At 72.3% G+C, this 17,189-nt stretch carries 14 protein-coding genes and 1 tRNA gene; 9 read left to right on the top strand and 6 right to left on the bottom strand.

Annotated features, from left to right (window positions below; translation table 11 throughout):
• Position 1: 1 nt before the first annotated feature.
• Both ACIRD8_RS26320 and ACIRD8_RS26315 read right to left on the bottom strand, forming a co-directional pair.
• The gene (locus tag ACIRD8_RS26320; RefSeq protein ID WP_099175503.1) at positions 2–1,531 is read right to left on the bottom strand and encodes an amino acid permease; all 1,530 of its coding nucleotides are present in this window, start codon (positions 1,529–1,531) and stop codon (positions 2–4) included.
• Positions 1,532–1,621: 90 nt separating this feature from the next.
• Complete coding sequence (locus ACIRD8_RS26315; RefSeq protein WP_403996347.1) at positions 1,622–2,629, bottom strand: hypothetical protein; 1,008 nt, start codon at positions 2,627–2,629, stop codon at positions 1,622–1,624.
• 375 nt (positions 2,630–3,004) lie between these two features.
• On the opposite strand from ACIRD8_RS26315, the gene ACIRD8_RS26310 reads away from it, so the two are divergent.
• The 3 genes from ACIRD8_RS26310 to ACIRD8_RS26300 are packed head-to-tail and all read left to right on the top strand — an operon-like array spanning position 3,005 to position 7,136.
• Positions 3,005–4,438: an FGGY family carbohydrate kinase gene (locus ACIRD8_RS26310; protein WP_403996344.1), complete on the top strand. Its 1,434-nt coding sequence runs from the start codon at positions 3,005–3,007 to the stop codon at positions 4,436–4,438.
• Complete coding sequence (locus ACIRD8_RS26305; RefSeq protein ID WP_403996341.1) at positions 4,435–5,868, top strand: FAD-dependent oxidoreductase; 1,434 nt, start codon at positions 4,435–4,437, stop codon at positions 5,866–5,868. Before ACIRD8_RS26310 ends, ACIRD8_RS26305 begins: the two co-directional genes overlap by 4 nt.
• Positions 5,865–7,136, top strand: coding sequence for an FAD-dependent oxidoreductase (locus ACIRD8_RS26300; protein ID WP_403996338.1), 1,272 nt, complete (start codon positions 5,865–5,867; stop codon positions 7,134–7,136). The genes ACIRD8_RS26305 and ACIRD8_RS26300 overlap by 4 nt, the downstream gene beginning before the upstream one ends.
• A gap of 24 nt (positions 7,137–7,160) precedes the next feature.
• Here the strand turns inward: ACIRD8_RS26300 and ACIRD8_RS26295 are convergent, their stop codons facing one another.
• The 3 genes from ACIRD8_RS26295 to ACIRD8_RS26285 form a co-directional block, all read right to left on the bottom strand.
• Positions 7,161–7,544 (bottom strand): hypothetical protein, encoded by a 384-nt coding sequence (locus ACIRD8_RS26295; protein WP_403996335.1) that lies wholly within the window; start codon positions 7,542–7,544, stop codon positions 7,161–7,163.
• Between the two features lie 60 nt (positions 7,545–7,604).
• Positions 7,605–8,027, bottom strand: coding sequence for a DUF350 domain-containing protein (locus ACIRD8_RS26290; RefSeq protein ID WP_403996332.1), 423 nt, complete (start codon positions 8,025–8,027; stop codon positions 7,605–7,607).
• Positions 8,028–8,132: 105 nt separating this feature from the next.
• Positions 8,133–8,675: a DUF309 domain-containing protein gene (locus ACIRD8_RS26285; RefSeq protein ID WP_403996329.1), complete on the bottom strand. Its 543-nt coding sequence runs from the start codon at positions 8,673–8,675 to the stop codon at positions 8,133–8,135.
• A gap of 107 nt (positions 8,676–8,782) precedes the next feature.
• On the opposite strand from ACIRD8_RS26285, the gene ACIRD8_RS26280 reads away from it, so the two are divergent.
• Positions 8,783–11,437 (top strand): ATP-binding protein, encoded by a 2,655-nt coding sequence (locus tag ACIRD8_RS26280; RefSeq protein WP_403996326.1) that lies wholly within the window; start codon positions 8,783–8,785, stop codon positions 11,435–11,437.
• 49 nt (positions 11,438–11,486) lie between these two features.
• A tRNA-Pro gene (locus ACIRD8_RS26275) sits at positions 11,487–11,560 on the top strand.
• 311 nt (positions 11,561–11,871) lie between these two features.
• Here ACIRD8_RS26275 and ACIRD8_RS26270 read toward each other — a convergent pair.
• Positions 11,872–12,180, bottom strand: coding sequence for a hypothetical protein (locus ACIRD8_RS26270; RefSeq protein ID WP_403996323.1), 309 nt, complete (start codon positions 12,178–12,180; stop codon positions 11,872–11,874).
• 726 nt (positions 12,181–12,906) lie between these two features.
• On the opposite strand from ACIRD8_RS26270, the gene ACIRD8_RS26265 reads away from it, so the two are divergent.
• From ACIRD8_RS26265 to ACIRD8_RS26250, 4 genes are all read left to right on the top strand, one after another.
• Complete coding sequence (locus tag ACIRD8_RS26265) at positions 12,907–13,926, top strand: LacI family DNA-binding transcriptional regulator (RefSeq protein ID WP_403996320.1); 1,020 nt, start codon at positions 12,907–12,909, stop codon at positions 13,924–13,926.
• Positions 13,927–14,010: 84 nt separating this feature from the next.
• Positions 14,011–15,309, top strand: coding sequence for an extracellular solute-binding protein (locus tag ACIRD8_RS26260; RefSeq protein ID WP_382985396.1), 1,299 nt, complete (start codon positions 14,011–14,013; stop codon positions 15,307–15,309).
• On the top strand, positions 15,306–16,262 hold the full coding sequence (locus ACIRD8_RS26255; protein ID WP_403996317.1) for a carbohydrate ABC transporter permease: 957 nt from the start codon (positions 15,306–15,308) through the stop codon (positions 16,260–16,262). The genes ACIRD8_RS26260 and ACIRD8_RS26255 overlap by 4 nt, the downstream gene beginning before the upstream one ends.
• 1 nt (position 16,263) lies before the next feature.
• Positions 16,264–17,187, top strand: coding sequence for a carbohydrate ABC transporter permease (locus tag ACIRD8_RS26250; RefSeq protein WP_403996314.1), 924 nt, complete (start codon positions 16,264–16,266; stop codon positions 17,185–17,187).
• Positions 17,188–17,189 lie beyond the last annotated feature (2 nt).

Here is a 17,189-nt window from a genome sequence, read left to right as displayed (position 1 = left end):
GTCAGACGATGCCCTCGGCGATCTCCGCCTGCTCACGGGCGTTCCCGTACGCGGCCGGAGTGCTGTACGAACGGCGTGCGACGAACCACCAGACCGTGGCCAGCACCAGCACGGCGACCAGGGCGATCGACGCGTAGTTCATCGAGTCGATCGTCACCGGCGACGACTGCGGCAGCAGGAACAGCACGGTCACTGCGGCGACCCACGCCACGGCGATCCAGCCGATCGGCTTCGACCAGCGGCCGAGGTGCCAGGGGCCGCGCTGGAAGCGGTCCCCGGCGCGCAGCTTCAGATAGATCGGGATGGCGTACGCGGGCGTGATCCCGATGACGTTGATCGCGGTGACCGCCCCGTACGCCGTCGCCGAGTACAGCGACGGCACCGCCAGCAGCGCGGCGACACCGACCGAGAGCCACACGGCGGGCACCGGGGTCTGCGTACGCGCGCTCACCTTGCGCCACAGCGCCGAGCCCGGCAGCGCGTTGTCACGGCTGAAGGCGAAGACCATCCGGCTCGCGGCCGCCACCTCGGCGTTGCCGCAGAACAGCTGGGCCGCGATGACGATCAGCAGCATGGCGGTCGCCCCCGCCGTGCCCAGCGCGTCGATGAGGATCTGGGCGGGCGGGACCCCGGTGGCGCTGTTCTGCGTACCGGCGTAGTCCTGGATGGCGAACGTCAGCCCGGCCAGCAGGACGAAGCCGGCGATCCACGAGACCCAGATGGCCCGGACGATGCCCTTGGCCGCCGTCACCGACGCGTTGGACGTCTCCTCGGACAGGTGGGCGGAGGCGTCGTAACCGCAGAAGGTGTACTGGGCCAGCAGCAGACCGATCGCCGCCACATAGATCGGGTTCTCCCAGCCGGTGTCGTTGACGAACTCGGTGAAGACGAACGACGGCGACTGGTGGTGCGAGGGCACGATCGCCAGCACCGTCACGATCACCGCGACCCCGGCCAGATGCCACCAGACGCTGATCGAGTTGAGCACACTGACCAGGCGTACGCCGAAGAGGTTCAGCACGGCGTGCAGCAACAGGATGCAGAGGAAGATCACCATCGTGGAGCCGGGCGTCGGGTCGAACCCCCACTGCAGATTGAGCAGGGCGCCGGTGAACAGCGCCGCCCCGTAGTCGATCCCGGCGATCGCGCCCAGCAGACCGAGCAGATTCAGCCACCCGGTGTACCAGCCCCACTTACGGCCGCCGAGCCGGTCGGCCATGTAGTACAGGGCCCCCGACGTCGGGTACGCGCTGGTGACCTCGGCCAGGGCCATGCCCACACAGAGCACGAACAGGCCGACGCCGGCCCAGCCCCAGAGCATCACCGACGGGCCGCCGGTCGACATGCCGAAGCCGTACAGCGTCATGCAGCCGGAGAGGATCGAGATGACGGAGAAGCTGATCGCGAAGTTGCCGAAGCCGCCCATGCGGCGGGCCAGCACCGGCTGGTAGCCGAGCTCGCGCAGCCGCTGTTCTTCGTCCGTGTGCGGCGTGGGCTCCGTGCTCGACGGGGTCGAGGCGGATATGGACATGGAGACGACCTCCAGGTGGGGGGACGGGGACGGGAATGGTCGTGGTGCGGTGCGGCGGCCGCGGTTCTCGCGGTGGCGGGCGACGGACGGTCAGCCGTGCGGTTCCCTCCCGGGCTCGGGCCCGGCGGCCAGACAGCGGCTCCTGGCCCGGAGGAACACCTCCTCGGCGCCGGCCGGATCCTGCGGGGAGCGGGTGCGATGGGCCCAGGGGACCGACGTGTAGTACGGGCCCATCGCCCGGAACACCGGGGCGGCGTCGGCGAACCGGAGCGAACCCCACAGCGCGTGCGCCAGATGGTTGAGGTCGAGCAGGGACCGGGCGGCCGGTTCCGCCGCGGCGAACCAGACGCGCAGGGCACGCCGCGCGTCACGTTCGCCGTCCTCGGTGACCCAGTGCAGGTCCAGCGCCCGCTCATGGCCCTGTTCGCGGCGGTAGCGCTCCACCCGGACGTACAGCGGCAGCACATGGAGCGCGGACCCCTCCGGGGCGGAGGAGGCAGCCCACTGAACGAAGTTGACCGCCTCGGAGAGCGTGCCGCTCGCCTGTCGCGCGTAGACGAACTGCAGCATCCGGTGGTAGGCCTCGCGATTGAACGGATCGCGTTCGTCCGCCTCCGCCAGCAGCCCCCACGGCCCGGGGAAGAGCATCGGGCCGGGCGGCCGCAACCGGTGCTCCTCCAGGCGCTGCCCCTCGTCGATCTGGGACAGGGCGAGAAGGCAGACCCACGGCACGGGATCCGCGGGCGAGGCGTGCGCGGCGGAGCGGCACCCCTCCCACGCCTCCTGCCACAGCTCCTGGGCCCTCGGGTGCTTCTCCCGGTGGGCGCGGACGGCCCGTTCCACGGCTACCCGGGCCTGCATCACCGTCGCCGCGACACTCCGCGGCTCCTCGGCGAGCCAGGCGTGCACCGTGTCGGAGCCCGCCGCCACCGCTGCCAGAACCTGGGTCCGCTGGGTCCACAGCGCCCAGTCCGGTGTGCTCTCCAGCAGATTCCGCATGGCGAGCCAACGGCCGGTACGCAGGTCCTGTAACGCCACACGCAACGCGTGATCGTGCCCCGCGGGGTGGTAGACCGGCCGGAAGTCACCGGTAGCCATGTACGCGCCCCGCCCCTGGACGCACGGTGGGGGCGGGGCGGTGAGCCGGGCACAGCGGCACGGCGCAAGTTCTTCTCGTCATGAATCCTCATGCAGCGTGGGGGGTTGAGCTGTTCGGTCATGAACCACCGGTGGTCATCGTCCGGTTGTCCACTGGGCGGAGAGTGTAGAGCGCCGCGGGCCCGCCTTCTGCCGACTCCGCGGATCTTACTCAAGTAGCCTGTATATACCGGAGGTTGATCTCCTCCGGTGGCTGTGGGCGGGATGTTCGGGTGAGGCTTGACGCGGGGCCTGGTCTGCACGACTGTGGGTCACAGGGACCAGATGATCACGATTCCGCCCGGGTCCGGGCGGTCCGCACGGCTGGAGCGTGGGTTGACAGGACCGGTACTCGCCATCGACCAGGGGACGTCCGGGACCAAGGCGCTGGTGATCTGTCCCGAGCGCGGGGTGATCGGTTCCGGTTCCGCGCCCGTACGCCCCCGGTACGGCGCCGGGGGACTCGTGGAGGCCGACCCGGCGGAGCTGATCGGATCGGTGCTCGACGCCGGCCGGCAGGCGGTCGCGGACGCCGCCGAACCTGTGGCGGCCGTCGGCCTGGCCAACCAGGGCGAGACGGTCCTGGCCTGGAACCCCGCCACCGGCCGGCCGCTCACCGACGCCGTCGTCTGGCAGGACCGGCGCGCGGAGGGGATCTGCGCGGAGCTCGCCGCACACGGGGACGAGCTGAAGCGGCTCACCGGGCTGCCGCTCGATCCGTACTTCGCCGCGCCCAAGATGGCGTGGTTACGCCGCGAACTGACCCGGGAGGGTGTCGTCACGACCAGCGACTCCTGGCTGGTCCACCAGCTCACCGGAGCCTTCGTCACCGACGCCGCGACCGCCGGACGCACCCAGTTGCTCGGCCTCCACGACGTCGGCTGGTCGCCCGCCGCCCTGGAGATCTTCGGCCTCTCCGACGAGCGGCTGCCCGCCGTCGTCGACTGCGCGGGACCGGTCGGCACCACCACCGCGTTCGGCGGTGAAGTCCCCCTGACCGGACTCCTCGTCGACCAGCAGGCCGCCCTGCTGGCGCAGAACGCGCTGGAACCCGGCCAGGCCAAATGCACGTACGGGACCGGGGCGTTCCTCCTCGCCCAGACCGGCGGGCGGCCCAGCACCGGCTCGACCGGCCTGGTCAGCTGCGTCGCATGGCGCCTCGGCGGGCGCACCGACTACTGCCTCGACGGCCAGGTCTACACCGCCGCGTCGGCCGTGCGCTGGCTCACCGACCTCGGGGTGATCTCCGGAGCCGGTGACCTGGACCCGGTGGGCGCCTCGGTCCACGACACCGGCGGGGTCACCTTCGTCCCCGCACTCGCCGGCCTCGCCGCCCCCTGGTGGCGCAGCGACCTGCGCGGCTCCCTGACCGGACTCGGCCTCGACACCACCGCGGGCCATCTGGTCCGCGCCCTCTGCGAGGGCATCGCCGCGCAGGTCGTCGCCCTGGCGGACGCCGTCGCCTCCGACCTGGGGGCCCCGCTGACGACGCTGCGGGTCGACGGCGGGCTGACCCGCTCCGCCCTGCTCATGCAGACGCAGGCGGACCTGCTGCAACGTCCGGTCGAGGTCTCGGCGCTGCCCGATGTGACCGCCCTCGGCGCCGGTGTGGTCGCCAGGCTCGGGCTCGACCCCCAGCTTCCGCCGGGCCGGGCGACCCCCGAGTGGCGGCCCTCCGCCGTGTACGAACCACGGATCGGCCCCGGGGAGGCGGCGGAGCGCCTCGCGGGCTTCCGCGCCGCGGTGGACAGCCTGCTGGAGCGCGCATGACCGTCACCCTCACCACCACCGGCCCCCTGACCCCGCCGAGGGGCGCGCAGAACGGCGCGGAGGGCACGTACGACGTCACCGTGATCGGAGCCGGTGTCGTGGGCACGGCCATCGCCCGCGAGCTGGCCCGCCACCCCCTGCGCACCGCCCTGATCGACGCGGCCGACGACATCGGCAGCGGCACATCCAAGGCCAACACCGCGATCCTGCACACCGGTTTCGACGCCCACCCCGGCTCGCTGGAAGCCCGCCTCGTACGCGAAGGGCGGGATCTCCTCGCCGCGTACGCCGCCGAAACCGGCATCCCGGTCGAGCGCGTCGGCGCCCTCCTCGTGGCCTGGGACGAGGACCAGCTCGCCGCCCTGCCCCGGCTGCGGGCCAAGGCGGAACGCAACGGCTACCACGCGTCCCGGATCCTCGACGCCGGTGAACTGCGGTCCCGCGAGCCGCGCCTGGGGCCCGGCGCGCTCGGCGCGCTCCACATCCCCGACGAGAGCATCATCTGCCCCTGGACCACCCCGCTCGCCTTCGCGACCCAGGCCGTCCGCGCGGGCGTGCACCTGCACCTGAACTGCCGGGTGCAGGACATCGGCAGCGACGCCGAGGGCCACACGCTCACCACGTCGCGCGGCCCGCTGCGCACCCGCTACCTGGTCAACGCCGCCGGGCTGTACGCCGACGAGATCGACCTGCTCCTCGGCCACGACGTGTTCACCGTGACCCCGCGCCGCGGTCAGCTCATCGTCTTCGACAAGCTTGCCCGCGACCTCGTCGGCCACATCCTCCTGCCGGTCCCCGGCCCGGCCGGCAAGGGCGTCCTGGTCGCGCCGACCGTGTTCGGCAACGTCCTCCTCGGGCCCACCGCCGAGGAGCTCGACGACAAGGCCGCCACCGGCTCCACCGCCGACGGCCTGCACGAGCTGCGCGAGAAGGGCCGCCGGATCCTGCCCGACCTCCTCGACGAGGAGGTCACCGCGGTCTACGCGGGCCTGCGCGCCGCCACCGGACAGGAGGACTACCGCATCCAGGAGTACCCCGGACTCCGCTACGTCGCCGTGGGCGGCATCCGCTCCACCGGCCTCACCGCGTCCATGGCCATCGGCCGCCACGTCACGGGGCTGCTCACGGCCATCGGCCTGGAGACCGCGGAGCCGCACCCACTCCCGCCCCTCACGATGCCCAACCTCGGTGAGGCCTTCCCCCGCCCCTACCGGAACGCCGAGCTGATCGCGGAGGACCCGGCGTACGGCACGCTCGTCTGCCACTGCGAGCAGGTCACCCTCGGAGAGATCCGGGACGCGCTGTCCGCGACGGTCCCGCCGCACTCCCTGGACGGCCTGCGGCGCCGCACCCGCGCCCGCGGCGGCCGCTGCCAGGGCTTCTACTGCGGCGCCGCCGTCCGCGCCCTGTTCGAGGAGGCGCGACCGTGACCCGGAACGCACGCGAGGCCGACGTCCTGATTGTCGGCGGGGGCCCCGCGGGCCTTGCCGCCGGAGCCGAACTCGCCGCGGCGGGCGTGGGCCGGGTGGAGATCCTGGAACGCGAGCAGAAGGCGGGCGGGATCCCCCGCCACTGCCACCACGGCGGATTCGGCGGGCGCCTCACCCGGTCCGCGTACGCCTGGGCGTCGGCGGCAGGATCCTCGTACGCGCCGGCAGGGACGGACGGGCCCTCCTACGCCCGGCGGAGCGTGGCAGCCGCCCTCGACGCGGGAGCCACGCTGCGCACCGGAGTCACCGTCACCGGCTGGGCGGGACCCCTCACGGTCGAGACCACCGGACCCGCCGGACTCGAACGGATCACCGCCAGGGCCGTCGTCCTCGCCACCGGCGCCCGCGAACGGCCGCGCAGCGCCCGCCTGATCCCTGGCACCCGGCCGCCCGGCGTCTACACCACCGGCGAACTCCAGCAGGCCGTCCACCTGTACGGACAGCGGATCGGCACCCGGGCCGTCGTCGTCGGCGACGAGCCCATCGGCCACGCGGCCGCCGCCACCCTGCGCGCCGCCGGGGTCCACATCGTCGCCATGGTCACCGACCGGCCGCCCCGCCCGGTCCGGCCGCGGAACCGGCGCACCCCGCTGCTCACCGGCGCCACCGTCACCGGGCTCACGGGCAGGACCCGGCTGTCCGGGGTGGCCCTGCGCCACGACGACGGCCGCACGACCACGCTGCGCTGCGACACCGTCGTCCTGACCGGTGACTTCGTGCCCGACCACGAACTGGCCAGGCGCGGTGGGCTCCTCCTCGATCCCGGCACCCGGGGGCCCGCGTACGACGCGGCGTTCCGCACCTCGCGGCCGGGCGTCTTCGCCGCCGGGAACCTGCTGCACGCCGTCGAACACGCCGAGTTCGCCGCGCAGGAGGGCCGGGCCGTGGCGGTGCCCGTACTGCACCGGCTGGCCGGCACCGAGGAAGCCGCGGGAGGCGGAGCACGCCTGGTCGTCGACGCGCCCCTGCGGTGGATCGCCCCCAATGTGACGGGGCCGGACGGCACGCGCCCGCCGGGCGGCCGGTTCGTGCTGCGCACCGCGCGGCGGCTGCCGTGGCCGCTGCTCGTCGTCTCGCAGGACGGTCGCGAACTCCACCGGCAGCGGCTGCTGTCGGCCGCCGTCCCCGGCCGGCCGTTCCATCTGGTTGCCGACTGGACCGACCGGGTCGACCCGGACGGTACGGCCGTACGGATCACCGCGCTCTGACGGGCGGGGGGCGGCCGGACCCGCTCAGGGAATGAGCAGCCAGTCGGCGCCGACGGCCGCCACCAGACCGACGCCCAGCAGCCAGCTGCCCAGCCTGGTGCGGCCGTTCCTGCTGAGCTCGATCACCACACCGCAGAGGATGAGCGCGAGCCCGTAGACCCCGACGACCAGGACCGAGGAACGGCTGGCGATCCGCAGCGCCAGGACGAAGGCCATCGCCGCCATGCCCACCGAGGAGAGGACGATCCGCAGCCGCCGCGCCTGACGTGGGGTGAGTCTCCGTTCCGGAGCGGCCGGCTCCGGTATCTCCCCCGGTATCGCCGCGGGGCTCTCGCCGGGCTCGTGGTCCTGCCCCTGCTCCTGCTCTTGCAGTCGGTCCTGGTCCTGGTCCTGGTCAGAAGTGGTCATGACGCCGGATCGTAATAGCTGTGCACGGTGATGTTCGCCGGACCGGGGATCCCGGGGCGGTCAGGCGATCGACGCCGAGACGATGGCGGACACCGCAACGTTGCACGCCGCCGTCACCCACACCGCCGGGTGCGGCTCCCGTTCGACCAGCGTGGCCCCCAGCTTTCCGGGGGTGACCAGGTCCACGACGAGGAAGGCCACCGCCATCATGACCAGGCCGAGCAGCCCGAACGCGGCCGTCGAGGCGAGCCCCTTGCCGAAGTCCTCGTACGTCGTCCAGATCGACGTGAACACGATGCCGCCGATGCCCAGCAGCGCCGAGCTCAGGACCAGCGCGGCGTTGCGGTTGCGCTCCTCCCATATCTGGCGGCCGAGCTTGCCCGGTGTCAGGGCGTCGATCAGGAATATGCCGAGAACGAGCAGTACGACGCCGAGGGCCCCGTACGCGGTGGCACGGCCGAGGCCGTTGATGATGTCGGTCATCGGGGCGTCCGTCTCCAGAGCGAGTGGTCGAAGAATGGAACGTAAAGGCGACAGGTGCGATCAACGCACCGTCAGGAAGGAGCAAAACCTATCGCATCCGCGTGTTCACTCCCCGGCCCGGTCTCCCCTCCGCAGCCGGGGGGCCTCCGCCGCCGCGTCCACGACCCGCGCGCCCCCCTGAGAACCGGTGGGACCCCCCGCGCCCCCGGGCCCCGGCGGATCCACCCGGCCCGCCAGCTCCCGCGCCCAGCCGATCAGCCCGTCCACCCCGATCCCGTGCGGATCCGCCGCCCGGAACCCGTCGACGGCGCCGGCGCCCCGCCTCAACAGCCGTGCCCCGCCCGCCGCGTTGCCCCGAGCGGCATGGGTCAGCCCCACCGCCATCTGCGCGAGGCCCCGCCACAGCTCGCGCTCCTCGTCCGGCCCCGACTTCCACGCGTCCTCGAACACCTCGTGGGCGTGGAACGGCATGCCCGCGTCCAGGAGCCGCTGGGCCTCGCGCACCGTCTCGTCGGGGGAGCGCACCACCCCCTCGGGCTGCCGCTCCACCCCCGGAGTCCCGTACGGCAGGGGGCGGCCCAGCCCGTCCCGGGGGCGCGCATTACGCGCCCGCCCTTCCTCGTCGCGGTCCCTGCGAGATTCGTCCACCCCCCGATTGTGCCTCGCACCTGCGAAGAACGGCCGGAACCCTGTCCGCCCGCACCCGCGCACGGTTAGGCTCGGTGCTCTTCGCAACCACCCTGGGAAGGGGAGGCATGAAGCCGTCCCGGCCGTTGTACGAGCGCGAACCGGAACTCGCCGCAGCCGAACTGGCGTTGGACGCCCTCTGCGGCGGACAAGCCGCCGGCGGGCTGCTGGTCTTCAGCGGCGAAGCCGGCATCGGCAAGACCGCGCTGCTCGGCGAGATCCAGGCCATGGCCGCCGACCGCTGCACCATCTGGTCCGCCCGTGGCGGTGAGACGGTCACCTCGGTGCCGTTCCACGTCGTACGCCAACTGCTCCAGCCCGCACTGGTCCGGTTCCCCGCCGACGAGATCCGCGCCCTGTTCGGCGACTGGTTCGAGATCGCGGCGCCCGCCCTGGGCCTCGCCGACCCCAGCGGCCCGCAGCCCGACCCCCAAGGTGTCAGGGACGGCCTCGACTACGTCGTCTCCCGGCTCGCCTCCCGCCTCAGCCACCGGCCGCTGCTCCTCATAGCGGACGACGCGCACTGGGCCGACGGGGAATCCCTCGCCTGGCTCGCCGGATTCACCGCACGGCTGTCCGAACTGCCCGTGCTGGTGGTCCAGGCGCACCGCCCCCAGGAGCTCGCCGACCGCAACGCCGACTGGGCCATCGCCCGCACCCCGGAGAGCGGCACCGCCGGCCACCCGGCGCTGACCCGCGTGGCGTTGCGCGCGCTCACCCCCGATGCCACGGCCGAACTGGTGCGCGCCGGCCTCGGGGACCACGCGGACGACCCCTTCTGCCGCGAGGTCTGGGCCGTCACCGGAGGCAACCCGTACGAAGCGGTCGAGCTCGTCGCCAAGGCCCAGGACCGCGAACTGGCACCGGTCGAGGAATCCGCCGGTCTCCTGCGCGAACTCGGCGCCTCCGCCCGGGGCAGCGGGCTCGTCGCCCGTCTCGAACGCCTCGGCACCAACGCCAACCGCTTCGCCTGGGCGGCGGCCGTGCTCGGCACCGAGATCTCCCAGGAACTCGCGGCGACCCTGGCCGGAATGAGCTCGGCGGAGGCCGCCGACTGCACGGCACGGCTGCGGGACGCCCGTATCGTCAGCGGCTTCGACCCGCTGGAGTTCGTCCACCCCCTCATCGCCACCGCCGTCTACCGCTCGATCCCGCCCGCGACCCGCACCGCCATGCACGGGCGGGCGGCCTGGGCGATCACCCAGGCCGGACTCGGGGCGGCCGCGGCCTCCCGCCACCTCCTCGAAGTGCACCCCGACGACGACCAGGAGCTCGTCGCGCAGCTCCGCGAGGCGGCACGGCAGCATCTCGCGGTCGGCGCCCCGGAAGCCGCCAGGCGCTGTCTCGAACGTGCCCTGGACGAGCCGCCGCGCCCCGGCGACCGGGCGGCCCTGCAGTACGAACTGGGCTGCGCCACACTGCTCTTCTCGCCGGCCACCACGGTGCAGCACCTGCGCGCCGCGCTCGACACGCCCGGGCTCGACGAGACGCTCCGGATCGACGCCACCTTCCGGCTGGCCTCCGCCCTGTCCCACAACAACCAGCTCAAGGACGCGGCGCTCTCGTTGGCGGCCGAGGCGTCTCGAACCGCCCCCGGTCCCGGCCTGATGCGTCTCCAGGCCGCGCACTTCCTGTGGGAGGGCATGCAGGCCACGGAGGAGGACGGACCCGCACGGTCGGCCCGCCTCGCCCGTAACGCGGACCACCTCAAGGGCCGCGACAACGCCGAACGCGCCCTGCTCACCCTGCGGGCCTTCGACGCCATGCTCCGGGGCGAGAACGCCCAACTCGTCGTGGACTTCTGCGAACGCGCACTCGTCGACGGGCGGCCCGCGCGCGGGCTCGGCTGGACGGACTCCGAATGGGGCTTCGAGCTCCCCACGATGGCGGGCATCACCTACGCGTTCACCGACCAGCTCGACCGCGCCGAAGCACTCTTCGGCGAGGCCGTGCGCGCCTTCGAGATCTCCGGCTGGAGCGGCGCGCACCTCGCGTTCGCACACACCCTCCTGGGCCTCGTGCACCGGCGGCGCGGACGTCTGGCCGAGGCCGAGGGCTTCCTGCGCGAGGGCTTGCGCCTCGCCGACCGGGCCGGCAGCGGGCTGCCCGTCCACTGGGACGCCACCTGTCTCCTCGTCGACACCCTGCTCGCTCGCGGCCGGACGGCGGAGGCCCGGCTCGTCGCCGACCGGTACGACTTCGGCCCGCCGTACCCCAGCGCCATGGTCCTGCCGGACGCCCCGTGCGTACGCGGACGGCTGCTGCTGGCCGAGGGACGTACGGCGGAGGCCGTGGCCGAGCTGGAGTCGGCGGGCGCCGCACTGGAGCCGCGCGGCCGCTTCAACGGGGTCTGGGCACCCTGGGCAGGGGATCTCGCCCGCGCCCTTGCCGACACCGAGCCGGTCAGGGCCGCCCAGCTGGCCACCCGGGCACGCGTCCACGCGGAACGGTTCGGCACGGACACGGCGATCGGCGAGGCCCTGCGCTGCATGGCCCTGTTCGTACCCGAGGAGGAGGCGACCCACCTGCTGGCCGAGTCCGTACGCCACCTGGAGGCATCCTCGTCCGCCTACGAGCACGCGCTCGCACGCTTCGAGTACGGCACCGCGATCCGCTCCCGCCAGGAGCTCGCCCGGGCCGGGAAGCTCGCCACCGCCTGCGGCGCCGAAGGGCTGGCCACCCGCGCCCAGCAGGTACGGGCGTCGATCCGGTCCTCGGAGTGAGGTAATGTTTGTCCTGCGCAGCCCCCGGGAACACCGGGAGGAAACGCATCGGGACGTGGCGCAGCTTGGTAGCGCACTTGACTGGGGGTCAAGGGGTCGCAGGTTCAAATCCTGTCGTCCCGACTGGAGACAGTCGCAGATCAGGGGCGGTTTCGGAGGTATCCGAAACCGCCCCTTGGTCATTCCTGGGGACCAATGGGGGACCGGCGTCCTTGACCGAGGTCAGCAGGCCGGGCTGCTGAGCCCTTCGCCGCCGGCTGTGACCGGTCCGGCGGCGCGGCCCGTACGGATCTCGTGACGTCCCGTCCGAGCAGGGACGCGAGGACGGCCGGCAGCTCGTCCATGACGCCGTCGTCCTGGGCCGGATGCGGGCGGATTCGAGCATGCCGGCCTGCAGCCAGGGCGCGGAGATGGAGCTGATGGTGCTGCCGTCGTCAGGCGTGCAGCCGCTCGACAGCGTCTCCGGCGCCCAGAAGCGCGTGCATGACCGCGTTGACGGCCAGCAGTCCGACCGCGGCGGCGATGCCCTGGCCGAGTTCGCTGATCGCCACGGCCACGAGCGCGCGGCGATCCGCGCCCCAGGCCATCCGCAGGGTGGCGCTGACGAGCCTCGGCATCTGCCGCAGCGCCGACCACATCGTCAAGTCGAGTCCCGCGTGCTCGTGTTGGGCCCAGCCCATGTCGTAGCGTAGCGGCGCACCGAAGAGCTCTCGCTCCGCGTCGGAGACATGAGGCTCCGCCATGCTGACTTTTCCGAAGAATCGCTTCACTCGCTGCCTCCCGGTGTGGGCATGTACACGGCGGTGGTCCGGTTCCGGTTTCACGGCCGGTTGGTGGACCTGGGTCGCGTCAGCGACCAACAGGTGAGGCGCGTCGCTCACGGACGGCCCTCCTGCAGCAGGCGTTCGACGGTGCGCCCGGCCGCGCGCGGTCGCGAGCGCGTCGCCGTGCCGGGGGCCGTAGGCGAGGGCACTGGCGGCGTCAGCGGGCCCCAGGTGGCGAGTGAGGCGGGAGGACGAGCCGAGTCCGTGCCCTCATGGCGGCCGTGGACGGCACGACGGAGGACATCCTGAAAATGACCTTCCGGCTCGCCGGCTACCGCGAGCGGGAGGCGCTCAACGGGGAGCGAGGGCGGCCCCGCGGGCGGAGCCCGTACGGGCCGCGGTCCGTTTGCGTTCCCTTCCGGTGCTGGAGGAGTGGGTCAGGGCCGGTTCCGGAGTGATCCGGAACCGGCCCTCGGTCATTGCGCCGAGAGCCGCCGGCGGACCCCGGCCGAGCGCCCGTCAGCAGAACCGGAGGATCCCCGCCGCCCCGATGTAACCCAGGTCACATCACGTGACCCATTGACGGCCCGCCTCTCAAACCGGTTTAGTGACGCCGGTTGAACGTTCAAACCGGTTTAGGCGCCGGTGGAGACGTCGCTCGGTCCCCTTGCCCGGTCCCCGGGAACACAGAGAGCGGAAGGCGCCATGGCTCGCAAGCCCACCATCGACGACGTCGCACAGCGTGCGGGTGTCTCGCGCAGTTCCGTCTCGTTCGCCCTGAACGACCGGCCCGGGATCGCCCAGGAGACCAAGGAGCGCATCCTCGCGGTCGCGGCCGAACTCGGCTGGACCCCGAGCCGCCCGGCCAGGGCGCTGTCCCTCGGCAAGGCGGGCGCCTTCGGTCTCGTGCTCGCCCGGGAACCCGACCTGATCGGCGCCGACCTCTTCTTCCCCGCCTTCATAGCGGGCGTCGAGGTGGCCCTGGGGGAGCGCGGTGACGGGCTCATGGTGCACCTCACCACCCCCGAGCGGGAGCAGTCCGTGTACGAGCGGCTGGCCGCCGACCGACGGGTGGACGGCGTGCTCCTCACCGACCTGCGCCACGACGATCCCCGCCCGGCCCTCATGCACCGGCTCGGACTGCCGGCCGTCGTGGTGGGGCAGAGCGAGTGGAGCGACGGGCTCAGCTCGGTGAGCCTCGACGACCGGCCCGCCTACGTGGAAGCCGTACGACGTCTCGCCGAGCTGGGACACCGGCGTATCGCCCATGTCGAAGGCCCTCAGGAGTTCCGCCACGCGCACCGGCGCAGGGCGGCCTGGGAGGAGACGCTGCGCGCTCTCGGCCTGCCCGAAGGCCCCGTGATGCCCGGCGGCTTCACGGCGGAGGGCGGTGCGCGGGCCACCCGCGCACTGCTCTCACTGGCCGAACCGCCCACCGCGATCGTCTACGGGAACGACCTGGCCGCGACGGCCGGGCTCTCCGTGGCCCAGGAGATGGGGGTTCCGGTGCCGGACCGCCTCTCGGTCGTCGGCTACGACGACACCAGCCTCACGCGCTACACCTACCCGCCGCTCTCCTCCGCCCGCGCCGACGCGCGCGGCTGGGGCGAGGCGGCGGCCCGGGCCCTGGACCGGGTGCTGGCAGGCGAGGAGGTGGCGCACGTCGTGCTGCCGCCCGCCGAGTTCGTCCCCCGCGCGTCGATAGGCCCGGCCCCCGGCGCCTGACGAGCGGGCCGCCGGGCCTTCGTGGCCCGGCAAGGCATGTCCGTCCGGCGACGAGGCCGGGCGTGAACAGTTCGGAGATTTTTCATGCTGAGGAGAACGGCGTACTCGCTGCTCGTGCTCGCCCTCGCGAGCGCCGCGACCGCCTGCGGCCGGCCGGCCCCGGACCAGGAGACCGCCGCGAAGGCGCGGGGTCCCATCACGATCTGGTTGTCGAACAACGCCCAGGAGGTGGCCTGGGGCAGGAACATGGTCGCCGCCTGGAACAGGAGCCACCCCGGACAGCACGTCACGGCCCAGCAGATACCTGCGGGCAAGACCTCCGAGGAGGCGATCAGCGCCTCCATCATCGCGGGCACCAGCGCCTGCCTGGTCTTCAACACCGCGCCCGCCTCGGTGCCGACCTTCGAGAAGCAGAACGGCCTCGTCGCGCTCAGCGACTTCCCGGACGGCGACTCCTACATCGAGCGCCGGGGCGGCGCCCTCACCGGCCAGTACGCCTCGCCGGACGGCAAGTTCCGCCAACTGCCGTGGAAGAGCAACCCGGTGATGATCCTCTACAACAAGAAGATCTTCGAGAAGGCCGGCCTCGACCCCGAGCACCCGCGGCTGGCGACATACAGCCAGTTCCTGGAGACCTCCCGCACCCTCGTGCACAGCGGTGCCGCCAAGGCGGCGATCTGGCCGGCGCCCAGCAGCGAGTTCTTCCAGTCCTGGCTCGACTTCTACCCGGCCTTCGCCGCGCAGAGCGGCGGCAAGCAGCTCATCGAGGACGGCGAGCCGCAGTTCGACTCGCCGGCCGGCCGCAAGGTGGCCTCGTTCTGGCGCCAGTTGTACGCGGAGAAGCTCGCGCCGCAGGAGGCGTACCCCGGGGACGCCGTGAACGACGGGAAGGCCGCGATGGCCACCGTCGGGCCGTGGGCGGTCTCCGCCTACAAGGACAGCGTCGACATCGGTGTGGCCCCCGTGCCGACCGCCGACGGGAAGTCGCCCGAGGACACGTACTCCTTCAGCGACGAGAAGTCCGCCGCGATGTTCAGCGCCTGCCGCAACCGGGCCACCGCCTGGGACCTGCTGAAGTTCGCCACCTCCGCCCAGCAGGACGGGAAGTTCCTGGAGGCGACCGGGCAGATGCCGATGCGGGAGAACCTGACTGCGCGCTACCCGGACTACTTCCAACGGAAGCCCGTCTACCAGGCCTTCGCACAGCAGGCCGAGAACGTCGTCGAGGTCCCCAACGTGCCGGGATCCGTCGACGTCTGGCAGGCCTTCCGCGACGAGTGGACGAAGTCCGTCGTCTTCGGCGAGGAGCCCACCGGCACCGCGCTGCGCCGGGCCTCGGCCAAGATATCCAAGCTGCTCGACGAGTACGGGGACCCGGCATGACGAACCTCCGTCCCACCGCCACCGCCACCGCGGGCGTCGCACCCGGCGTCCGGCCGCAGGGCGAAGGCGCCGCCACCCGCCACGGCAGGGCCCGCTCCCGTACCGGCGCGCTGTTCGTGACGCCGTACGTGCTGTTCCTGCTCGTCGTGTTCGCCGTCCCGATGGTCTACACGCTGTGGATCTCCGTCCACCGCTTCTACTTCACCGCCCCCGGCACGGACATCGACTCCCCGTGGGTCGGGCTGTCCAACTACCGGGACGTGTTTACCGACCCGGTCGTGGGCCGGGCCTTCCTCAACATCGCCGTCTTCCTCGTGATCAACGTGCCGCTCACGGTGATCCTGGCACTCGTCCTGGCCTCCGCGCTCAACGCGAAGATCCGCTTCCGCGCCTTCTTCCGCGCCGCCTACTACCTGCCGTACATCACGGCGAGCGTCGCGCTGGTCGCGGTGTGGCAGTTCCTGTTCGGCTCGGACGGCTTCGTCAACAACCTCCTCGGGTCGCACGCGCCGGACCCCTCCTGGCTGGTCAACTCGCATCTCGCGATGCCGATGATCGCCGTCTTCGTCACCTGGAAGCAGCTCGGCTTCTTCGTCATGCTGTACCTCGCCGCGCTCCAGAACGTCGGCAAGGAGCTGTACGAGGCGGCCTCCGTCGACGGGGCCGGTCGCGTACGGCAGTTCTTCGCGGTGACCGTGCCCGGAGTGCGTCCCGCCACGACCCTCGTCCTGATCTACGCGATCATCACCGGCGCCAACCTGTTCAGTGAGCCCTATCTGCTCACCGGCGGCGGCGGCCCCGACCACGCCTCCACCTCGCCCGTCCTGCTCATGTACCAGAAGGGCATCGAGCAGGGGCACCCCGACTTCGCCGCCGCCCTGGGTGTCGTCCTGGTGGGCTTCGTCCTCGTCATCTCGCTGGCCGCCCGCAAGCTCTCCGAGAGGGGCAACTGACATGAGCGCCTCGAACCCGGCCACCGACACCCCGCTCGCCGACACACCTGCCACGGGCGCTCCGGTCACACAGGCCCCGCCCACGGCCGGCCGCTCGCGCCGGTCCGGGGGGACGGCCCTCAAGTACACCGTTCTCTCGCTCGGCGCGGTCGCCTTCCTCTTCCCCTTCTACTACATGGTCGTCGGCTCGCTGCGGAGCACGACGACGGGCGACCTGTCCTCCGCCGTCCCCAGCGGTCTGACCGGCAGCAGCTACACGGCCGTCAACGGCGCGATCTCGCTGGGCCGGTCCCTGCTCAACTCCGGGATCATGACGATCGGCGTCCTGCTCTGCACCCTCGTCTTCGGGGTGCTCGCCGGATACGCGCTGGCCCAGCTGCACTTCCGCGGCCGGGGGACCGTCTTCGCCTCGCTGCTGCTCGTGCAGATGGTGCCCTTCCAGCTCCTGACGCTGCCGCTCTACGTCCTGGTGGTCCGCGACTACGGACTGGGCGACAACTACATCGGGATGATCCTTCCGTTCGCGATCAACTCGACGGCCGTGTTCCTCTTCCGCCAGTTCTTCCTCCAACTGCCGCAGTCCCTCTTCGAGGCCGCCCGCCTCGACGGCGCGGGCGAACTGCGCATCCTGTGGAAGGTCGCGCTGCCGATGGCGCGGCCCGCCGTACTGACCGCGATGCTGCTGACCTTCATCGGACCGTGGAACGAGTTCCTGTGGCCGTTCCTCGTCACCAAGGACGCCGACATGCAGCCGCTGGCCGTCTCCCTGGCCAGCTTCCTGTCCAACCTCCAGGGCACGGTCGCCAACCCGACCGGCGCCCTGCTGGCCGGCGCATGTGTGCTGGCCGCCCCCGCCGTGGCGCTGTTCCTCCTGTTCCAGCGCCACTTCACCTCGACCGACATCGACTCCGCGACAAAGGGCTGATT

The organism is Streptomyces sp. NPDC102451, from assembly GCF_044765485.1.
In the GTDB taxonomy this organism is placed as follows: domain Bacteria; phylum Actinomycetota; class Actinomycetes; order Streptomycetales; family Streptomycetaceae; genus Streptomyces.
Note: the sequence above shows the minus strand (reverse complement) of the source record. Positions and strands in the feature narration are given on the sequence as shown.

Excerpts from the sequence above, each read along its gene's own strand:
- ACIRD8_RS26320 (WP_099175503.1), bottom strand. The coding sequence starts at position 1,531 with ATGTCCATATCCGCCTCGACCCCGTCGAGCACGGAGCCCACGCCGCAC.
- ACIRD8_RS26315 (WP_403996347.1), bottom strand. The coding sequence starts at position 2,629 with ATGGCTACCGGTGACTTCCGGCCGGTCTACCACCCCGCGGGGCACGAT.
- ACIRD8_RS26305 (WP_403996341.1), top strand. The coding sequence starts at position 4,435 with ATGACCGTCACCCTCACCACCACCGGCCCCCTGACCCCGCCGAGGGGC.
- ACIRD8_RS26295 (WP_403996335.1), bottom strand. The coding sequence starts at position 7,544 with ATGACCACTTCTGACCAGGACCAGGACCAGGACCGACTGCAAGAGCAG.
- ACIRD8_RS26290 (WP_403996332.1), bottom strand. The coding sequence starts at position 8,027 with ATGACCGACATCATCAACGGCCTCGGCCGTGCCACCGCGTACGGGGCC.
- ACIRD8_RS26280 (WP_403996326.1), top strand. The coding sequence starts at position 8,783 with ATGAAGCCGTCCCGGCCGTTGTACGAGCGCGAACCGGAACTCGCCGCA.
- ACIRD8_RS26270 (WP_403996323.1), bottom strand. The coding sequence starts at position 12,180 with ATGGCGGAGCCTCATGTCTCCGACGCGGAGCGAGAGCTCTTCGGTGCG.
- ACIRD8_RS26265 (WP_403996320.1), top strand. The coding sequence starts at position 12,907 with ATGGCTCGCAAGCCCACCATCGACGACGTCGCACAGCGTGCGGGTGTC.
- ACIRD8_RS26260 (WP_382985396.1), top strand. The coding sequence starts at position 14,011 with ATGCTGAGGAGAACGGCGTACTCGCTGCTCGTGCTCGCCCTCGCGAGC.
- ACIRD8_RS26255 (WP_403996317.1), top strand. The coding sequence starts at position 15,306 with ATGACGAACCTCCGTCCCACCGCCACCGCCACCGCGGGCGTCGCACCC.
- ACIRD8_RS26250 (WP_403996314.1), top strand. The coding sequence starts at position 16,264 with ATGAGCGCCTCGAACCCGGCCACCGACACCCCGCTCGCCGACACACCT.